This is a genomic window from Aliiroseovarius sp. (genome assembly GCF_030148435.1).
In the GTDB taxonomy this organism is placed as follows: domain Bacteria; phylum Pseudomonadota; class Alphaproteobacteria; order Rhodobacterales; family Rhodobacteraceae; genus JASBTN01.
The window spans coordinates 1-7,205 of sequence record NZ_JASBTN010000013.1 but is presented as its reverse complement, the minus strand read 5'-3'; the positions used below and the strand labels follow the sequence as shown (position 1 = coordinate 7,205).

The 7,205-nt window shown below is 63.8% G+C and carries 7 protein-coding genes; 4 read left to right on the top strand and 3 right to left on the bottom strand.

Annotated elements, in window-relative coordinates; genetic code table 11:
* Nucleotides 1-249: 249 nt before the first annotated feature.
* The gene (gene dacB, locus Q1V43_RS02705) at nucleotides 250-1,743 is read left to right on the top strand and encodes a D-alanyl-D-alanine carboxypeptidase/D-alanyl-D-alanine-endopeptidase (protein ID WP_300513677.1); all 1,494 of its coding nucleotides are present in this window, start codon (nucleotides 250-252) and stop codon (nucleotides 1,741-1,743) included.
* Between the two features lie 127 nt (nucleotides 1,744-1,870).
* Here the strand turns inward: dacB and Q1V43_RS02700 are convergent, their stop codons facing one another.
* Complete coding sequence (locus Q1V43_RS02700) at nucleotides 1,871-2,518, bottom strand: glutathione S-transferase C-terminal domain-containing protein (protein ID WP_366146198.1); 648 nt, start codon at nucleotides 2,516-2,518, stop codon at nucleotides 1,871-1,873.
* A 225-nt stretch (nucleotides 2,519-2,743) separates the two neighbouring features.
* Between Q1V43_RS02700 and Q1V43_RS02695 the strand changes: the two genes are divergently transcribed.
* A complete protein-coding gene (locus tag Q1V43_RS02695; RefSeq protein WP_300513675.1) occupies nucleotides 2,744-3,424 on the top strand; it encodes a DUF2270 domain-containing protein in 681 nt (226 codons plus the stop codon).
* Between the two features lie 3 nt (nucleotides 3,425-3,427).
* Here the strand turns inward: Q1V43_RS02695 and Q1V43_RS02690 are convergent, their stop codons facing one another.
* Entirely contained in the window at nucleotides 3,428-3,853 is a 426-nt protein-coding gene (locus Q1V43_RS02690; protein ID WP_300513673.1) for a tellurite resistance TerB family protein, read from the bottom strand.
* A 71-nt stretch (nucleotides 3,854-3,924) separates the two neighbouring features.
* Entirely contained in the window at nucleotides 3,925-4,383 is a 459-nt protein-coding gene (locus Q1V43_RS02685; RefSeq protein WP_300513671.1) for a cupin domain-containing protein, read from the bottom strand.
* Nucleotides 4,384-4,477: 94 nt separating this feature from the next.
* Here Q1V43_RS02685 and Q1V43_RS02680 point away from each other — a divergent pair, with 94 nt between their 5' ends.
* Complete coding sequence (locus Q1V43_RS02680; protein ID WP_300513669.1) at nucleotides 4,478-5,365, top strand: LysR substrate-binding domain-containing protein; 888 nt, start codon at nucleotides 4,478-4,480, stop codon at nucleotides 5,363-5,365.
* A gap of 121 nt (nucleotides 5,366-5,486) precedes the next feature.
* Complete coding sequence (locus tag Q1V43_RS02675; protein WP_300513667.1) at nucleotides 5,487-7,148, top strand: lysine--tRNA ligase; 1,662 nt, start codon at nucleotides 5,487-5,489, stop codon at nucleotides 7,146-7,148.
* The last annotated feature ends 57 nt before the right edge of the window (nucleotides 7,149-7,205 follow it).

The window sequence follows — 7,205 nt, the reverse complement described above, 5'->3', positions numbered from 1 at the left end:
GTCACCTGCCGGTGCAGCAGATCGAAGCTGTCCTTGAGCAACTCGAGCAGGTTTTCGTTCTTTTCTACCCGCCCATCGATCACGGCGATGAACATGGACTCCAGTTCGTGGGAAAGATCGCTGATTTCGGCGAGCTCGGCCATACGGGCACGTGGCGAGTGGTGAGCCCCTCGGAATTCTCTCAAAATACCTGTGCCCATTGGGGCATGCCGTCTTGAAACTGCCAGCCTCGCACGGTTAAGTCCGTTTATGGGGAAGGGGATTTCAAGACGCGTTCTCTTGGGGGGACTTGGCGCCATCCTGGCCCAGCCGGGCCTGGCAAAGGCACCGATGCGCTCGCCCGTGCCACTGCGGCGGCCTGCGGATTTCACCGCCCGCAGCACGCCATCCCTGCAGGCGCTGATTGCGACGGCCGGGCTGGGCGGAAAGTTCGGCTGCGTGGTGGCCGATGCGCGCAGCGGCCGGGTGCTGGAAACGCACAATCCCCTTTTGCAGATGCCTCCGGCAAGCGTGTCCAAGGCTGTCACCGCGGCCTATGCGCTGGATATGTTGGGGCCGGATCATGTGTTCACCACGCGGCTGGTGGCAACCGGCCCGGTCGAGGCCGGCAGGATCCAGGGCGACCTGGTGCTGGTTGGCGGTGGCGACCCCATGCTGGATACCAACGCCCTGGCCGACATGGCCGCGCGGCTGAAGGCCGCCGGTGTGATCGGTGTGACCGGCATGTTCCGTGTCCATGCCGGCGCTTTGCCCTATCAGCGTCAGATCGATCCGGGCCAGCCCGACCACCTGGGCTACAATCCGGCGATCGGCGGGTTGAACCTGAATTTCAACCGGGTGCATTTCGAATGGAAACCGGTGGAGGGAAAATACACGGTGGCGATGGATGCGCGCTCGGACCGGTACAGGCCCGAGGTGCGCATGGCCGAGATGCGCGTGGTGGATCGCGATATGCCCGTTTACACTTATGAACAGGCGCGGGACGTGGACAAATGGACAGTGGCCCGTACGGCGCTGGGCAACGGCGGGTCTCGCTGGTTGCCGGTGCGGCGGCCGGATCTCTATGCCGGAGAAGTGTTCCAGGTGCTGGCGGCGGCGCAGGGCGTGCGACTGCCGGCGCCGAGGGTGAGTCGCAAGACACCGGTGAAGGGGTGGGTTCTGGCGGTGCAGAACAGCGTCCCCCTGTCGACGATCACCCGGCTGATGCTGAAACATTCCAACAACCTGGTGGCCGAGGTGCTGGGTCTCACGGCCAGCCAGGCCCGCGGCACACAGGTCACGAGCCTTGAAAGTTCGGCGCGCAGCATGAGCGGATGGATGAAGGCCGAGATGGCGGCAAAACGGCCAAAACTCAAGGATCACAGCGGGTTGAGCGATACCAGCCGGCTCTCGGCCAGCGATATGGTCGCGGCGCTGGTCAAGACCGGTGCAGGATCCGATCTGCATGGGTTGATGAAGGAAATTCCGGCGCTGGACCAAAATGGCGACCTGATCGAGGGCGAGGCACACCAGGTGCGCGCAAAAACCGGGACGCTGAATTTCGTAAGCTCCCTCGCGGGTTACGTGACAACCAAGGGCGGGCGCCCGCTGGCATTCGCGATCTTTACCGGCGATCTCGAACGGCGCGCCAAGATTGCCCGGGCGGATCGTGAGCGGCCCCCGGGTGCGCGCGGGTGGTCACGGCGCGCACGGCGGGTGCAACACCAGCTGATCACGCGCTGGGCTGAGCTGCATGACGTTTGAGCTCGGGCCCAGCCGGGACCGCTGCTGGCGGGTGGAAATCCCGTTCTAATTCAATGGCTTGGCGTTAGGGTCTGGGCGGTGTGTTTACCGCCTGCCTGCTGGCTGGCCGCGCCAAACAGACGTCGAGCTAGCGCAGCACTTCGGGGAAGTCCTTCATGCCCATCTCGTCATAAGCTTCGTAGGCGGTGTGGATGGCGCGAACCCAGGGCCAGGCGGCGATATCGGCGATGGTGTATTCGCTGCCCATGATGAAATCACGCCCGGCAAGCCTTTGATTCAAAACGCCAAGCAGGCGCCGCCCTTCGTCGCGGTAGCGGTCGCGCGGGCGCTTGTCCTCGATTTCTGCCCCGCCAAAGGCATGGAAAAAGCCGAACTGGCCCAGCATCGGGCCGAGCCCGCCCATCTGCCACATCACCCACTGGATCGTCTCATAGTGTTCCGGCGGGTTGATCGGCAGAAATTTTCCTGTCTTTTCAGCAAGGTAGATCAGGATCGCGCCGCTTTCCCATAGCGGCAGCGGCTTGCCGTTCGGCCCGTCGGGATCAATGATCGCGGGGATCTTGTTGTTCGGGTTCAGCGAGAGGAACTCGGGCGTCATCTGGTCGCCTTGCGTGATATCGACCAGGTGCGCCTCGAAATCGAGCCCGGTTTCCGCCAACATGGCCGCGGCCTTGATCCCGTTGGGTGTGGGCAGCGAATAAAGTTGGATCGCATCAGGGCGGGTGGCGGGCCAGCGGCTTGCGATGGTGAAGGCGGTCATGGTGTCGTCGCGCATGTGATCCCCGGATGTTAAGATCCTTAAAGGGCAAACCGGGGCGGTTTTAACCTCTTTAAAGATTTGGTTTACGTGATATGGCGCCGTGCCCGCCCGGCTTCAAGCCGCCGCAGCCCTGCTGTGACATTTGGCCCGGGCTCCGGTTGCGCAAGCGGGGCGGGGCGGCTCTCTGGACGCGGGATCGGCCGGTGGCTAGGCTGGCCGAAAGGCATGGGAGGGCAGGGCATGGACAAGCGCAAACCGGACGCCGCACAGGAATTCACCGCCGCCGAAATCGGCGCGTTGGCACACCTTTACCGTGGCGAGGTCTACCGCAGCACGATCTGGCGCACACGGTTGGACACTTCGACCAACTGGGCGGTGGTGACGCTGGGCGTGGCCCTATCGATTTCCTTTGCCTCGCCCGAGGCCTCGGCGCTGCCCCTGATCCTGGTCGGGGTTCTGATGGCGCTGTTTCTGGTGCTCGAAGCGCGCCGGTATCGCTATTTCAATGTCTGGCGGGCCCGGTCGCGCTGGCTGGAGACGCATTTCTATGCGCCGATGCTGAAGGACGGGGACCTGCACACGGAAGAAAGCTGGCAGACCGTGTTGGCGGACGACTACCTGAAGCCCGAATTTCACATCAGCTTTGCCACGGCGCTGGCCCGGCGGGTGCGGCGCAACTACCTGTGGATCCTGGTGATTCAGGCGCTGGCCTATGTCGGAAAGCTGATCATTCACCCAACACCGGTGCCGGATCTCGCCACCTTCCTGGCGCGCGCCCAGATCGGGCCGCTGCCGGGCTGGCTGGTCCTGCTGGTCGGGCTGGCCTACTGCCTGGCCGGAGCCGCGCTGGCGATCTGGGTCAAGGTCACGGATGCGCGCATCGCCCGGCAGCGGGGCAAACCGGGACGGGCCATTGGCTGAGGCTCAGGCGATCATGTGACGCGCGCGTGCGCCGCGTTCGATGGCGGCGGCGTGCAGCCGGTCGATGTTGAGTTCGTAACGGATTTCCTCGAGCAGGCGCAGTTCGCTTTCGTTCAGCGCGCCATCGGCGGCGGCCACGTCACAGGCCAGCGCATAGGCGGTTTCGAACAGATGCTCGGGCAGGTCGCCGCGAATGAGGCCAAAGAGCGCGTCCAGCCCGTCCACTTCGCCAAACAGGTCGAAGACAGTCTGCGAAACGGTCTTGATCCTGTCCATGTCATAGTCGGCGAAAACCGGCAGGTGGTTCACGATCCCCTCGATCGTGACCAGTTCCGAGGTGCGCACGGTCTCGTCCGAGGCCGAGACGGCGATCATCATCATCACCAGGCAATCCTGCGGAGTCAGGGGATGGGGGGCTTGTTCGCTCATGGCGCGGATCCTGTCGGTTGTGTCCTGCCCGCAGCATAGGCGGGCAGGGGGCGTGGTCAACCGGAAGTGGGTCAGGCGCAGGCGGTAAAGCGGTATTCGATCGCCTCGAAGCTGGTGACGGCAAATCCGTAGGAAAACCGCAGGCCTTCGGGCCCGGCCTCGACTTCGTGTTCGGCGCCGCCGGGCACGTAGATGGCGATGCCCGGTCCGATCTGGTGGCCGACCCCGTCGATGGTGACGGTGCCGGCGCCATCGAGGCCGAAGTAGAACTCCGCCGGGTCGTGGCGATGCGGCAGCAGACGGCCGTGCGGGGCGAACTCGGCAATGCCCAGAACCATGTCGCGCGGGTTGTCGGCCTCGCCATTGATCAGGGTGCGCCAGCGCACGCAGCCGTAGGTCGGATCGGTCCCGCCCGAGAGCGGCACGTCGGCGGCATCCACCACCAGCGGCACGGAGCTGGGCGCGTGCGGCAGATTGTCGGCCGGAGGGTGGCGGGTATCGGTGACAAAGCTGTCGGTCATGTCGGTCATTGCGGGTCTCCTTTCACCGGGGACGCTAGGGCGGTGACAGGGCCGCTGTCGATAGGGTAAAGGTGAATGATAATATACGCTGGAGTTATGATAGATGGAGCGCCTTCCCCCCTTTTCGGGCCTGACCGCTTTCTATGCGGCGGCCCGCCATGGAACTCTGACCGCGGCAGCCGGGGAGCTGAATGTCTCGCAACCGGCGATTTCCCGGCGGATCGCGGCTTTGGAGGCCGATCTGGGCTGCGCGCTGTTCGACAGAAGCCGCAAGCCCGTGCGCATGACCCAGCAGGGCAGGGATTTGCTGCAAGCGCTGCACGGGGGGTTCGGGCAGATCGAAAGCGCGGTGACGCGGTTGCGGGCGGCGGCGAAAGCGCGGGTTGTCACCGTCACCGCACCCTCGGGGTTGGTCGGGTTCTGGCTCATTCCGAAGCTCGGGGAGCTGGAGGATGCCTTTCCCGAGGTGACAATTCGCATCATCAGTCAGGAGTATGGTGAGGCGGTGCGGCCCGGCGATGTGGTGATCCGTTTTGGCCTGCCGGAAAACGAACGGCCTGAAGAAACCCGGCTGCTGGGCGATCAGGTCTATCCGGTGGCAAGCCCGCTTTATCTGTCCCGCCGGGGCATGAGCGCCGAGACGCATGATCTGGCGGCCATGACGCTCTTGACGATGGAGACCGCGCGCAGCCAGTGGCATGACTGGCCCAGCTGGTTCAAGGCGGCGGGCGAGGAGATGCCCGACGGGGCGCGGGTGCTCGATTTCAGCTCCTATGCGATGCTGGTCAATGCGGCCCTGGCCGGGCAGGGGGTCTGCCTGTGTTGGGACGGGGTGCTGGACGGGTTTCTGGAGACCGGCGCGATGGTGCGGCTGGAGGGGCATTCGGAGACCTCGACCCGGGGGTATTTCCTGTCCTTGCGTGATGGCGACGCGGCGGGGCGGGATGTGCGGGCGATTGGCGCCTGGATCGTGAAAAAGGCCACGGTTTAGGGGTGAAATCGAATGGAAAAGCCGCGGAATTGGCGGGTTCGCGTTGACTCGTGCCGCGCCTGCACAATAGGACGTCGAGATCGGTCGCATGACGCGGCCGCCCTGTCCGATGGAGAGCTGAATGTCCGAACTGCGCCCCGAACTTCGCGATGCCGCGATGTCGTCCAAAGCCTGGCCGTTTGAAGAAGCCCGCCGGGTGCTCAAACGGTACCAGAAGGGCGCGCCCGAAAAGGGTTACGTGCTGTTCGAGACAGGCTATGGCCCCTCGGGTCTGCCCCACATCGGCACGTTCGGCGAGGTGGCGCGCACCACGATGATCCAACGCGCCTTCGAGGTGATCTCGGACATACCGACCAAGCTGGTCTGTTTCTCGGACGATCTGGACGGCATGCGCAAGGTGCCGGGCAACGTGCCGAATTCGGACAGCCTGCACGACCACCTGCAGAAACCGCTGACCTCCGTCCCGGACCCGTTCGGCACGCATGAGAGCTTTGGCCACCACAACAACGCGATGCTGCGCCGGTTCCTGGACACGTTCGGGTTTGAATACGATTTCTACTCGGCGACGGAATTCTATGGCTCGGGCCAGTTCGACGAGGTGCTGAAACGCGCGGTCGAGAAGTATGACGAGATCATGGAAGTCATGCTGAAGAGCCTGCGCGAGGAGCGCCGCCAGACCTATTCGGTCTTCCTGCCGATCCACCCGGAAACGGGGCGGGTGCTTTATGTGCCGATGAAGGAGGTGAACGCGCAGGATCACACGATCACCTTCGACGACGAGGACGGGCGCGAATGGACCCTGCCAGTCACCGGCGGCAATGTGAAACTGCAATGGAAACCGGATTTCGGCGCGCGCTGGGCGGCGCTGGAGGTCGATTTCGAGATGTACGGCAAGGACCACAGCACCAACACGCCGATCTATGACAAGATCTGCCGCATCCTGGGCTGGCGCGCGCCGGAGCATTTCACCTATGAACTGTTTCTGGACGCCAATGGGCAGAAGATTTCGAAGACCTCGGGCAACGGAATCTCGATCGACGAGTGGCTGACCTATGCCTCGACCGAAAGCCTGGCCTATTTCATGTACCTCAAACCCAAGACTGCCAAGCGCATGCATTTCGATGTCATTCCGAAGGCGATGGACGAGTATCACCAGCAGCTGAATGCCTATCACAAGCAGGACGTGAAGGCGCAGCTCAACAACCCGGTGTGGCACATCCACGGCGGCGACGTGCCGGTGTCGAACATGGTGGTGCCGTTCAGCATGCTCTTGAACCTGGCCTCGGTGGCCCATGCCCATGACAAGGATGCGCTGTGGGGCTTCATCCAGCGTTACGCGCCGGAGGCTTCGCCCGAGACGCATCCGGACCTGGATGCGGCCGCCGGATACGCGGTGAAGTATTACGAGGACTTCGTGGAGCCCGCCAAGGTGTTCCGCCTGCCGACGGATCAGGAGCGCGCCGCGATGGTCGATCTGGCCGCGGCCTTCCGCGACGGCGAAACCGCGCTGGCGCTGATCGCGCAGAAGAACGCGCTGGTGGGCAATGACGATCCGCTGCCGGAGGTGGATTTCACCTCGGACGAGTTCCTGCAGTCGGTGGTTTTCGCCGTCGGCAAGATCCACGAATTCAGCAATCTGCGCGAATGGTTCCAGGCACTGTACGAGGTGCTTCTGGGCGCTTCGCAGGGGCCGCGTTTCGGTGGCTTTGCGGCGCTTTACGGGGTCGAGGAGACCGCCGGGCTGATCGATCAGGCGCTGGATGGCGGACTTGTGAAGTCGTAGGGCGCGGGTCTCGTCCATTTCATGCTACCCTGTCCCCAGGGAGGGTGTGACATGAGA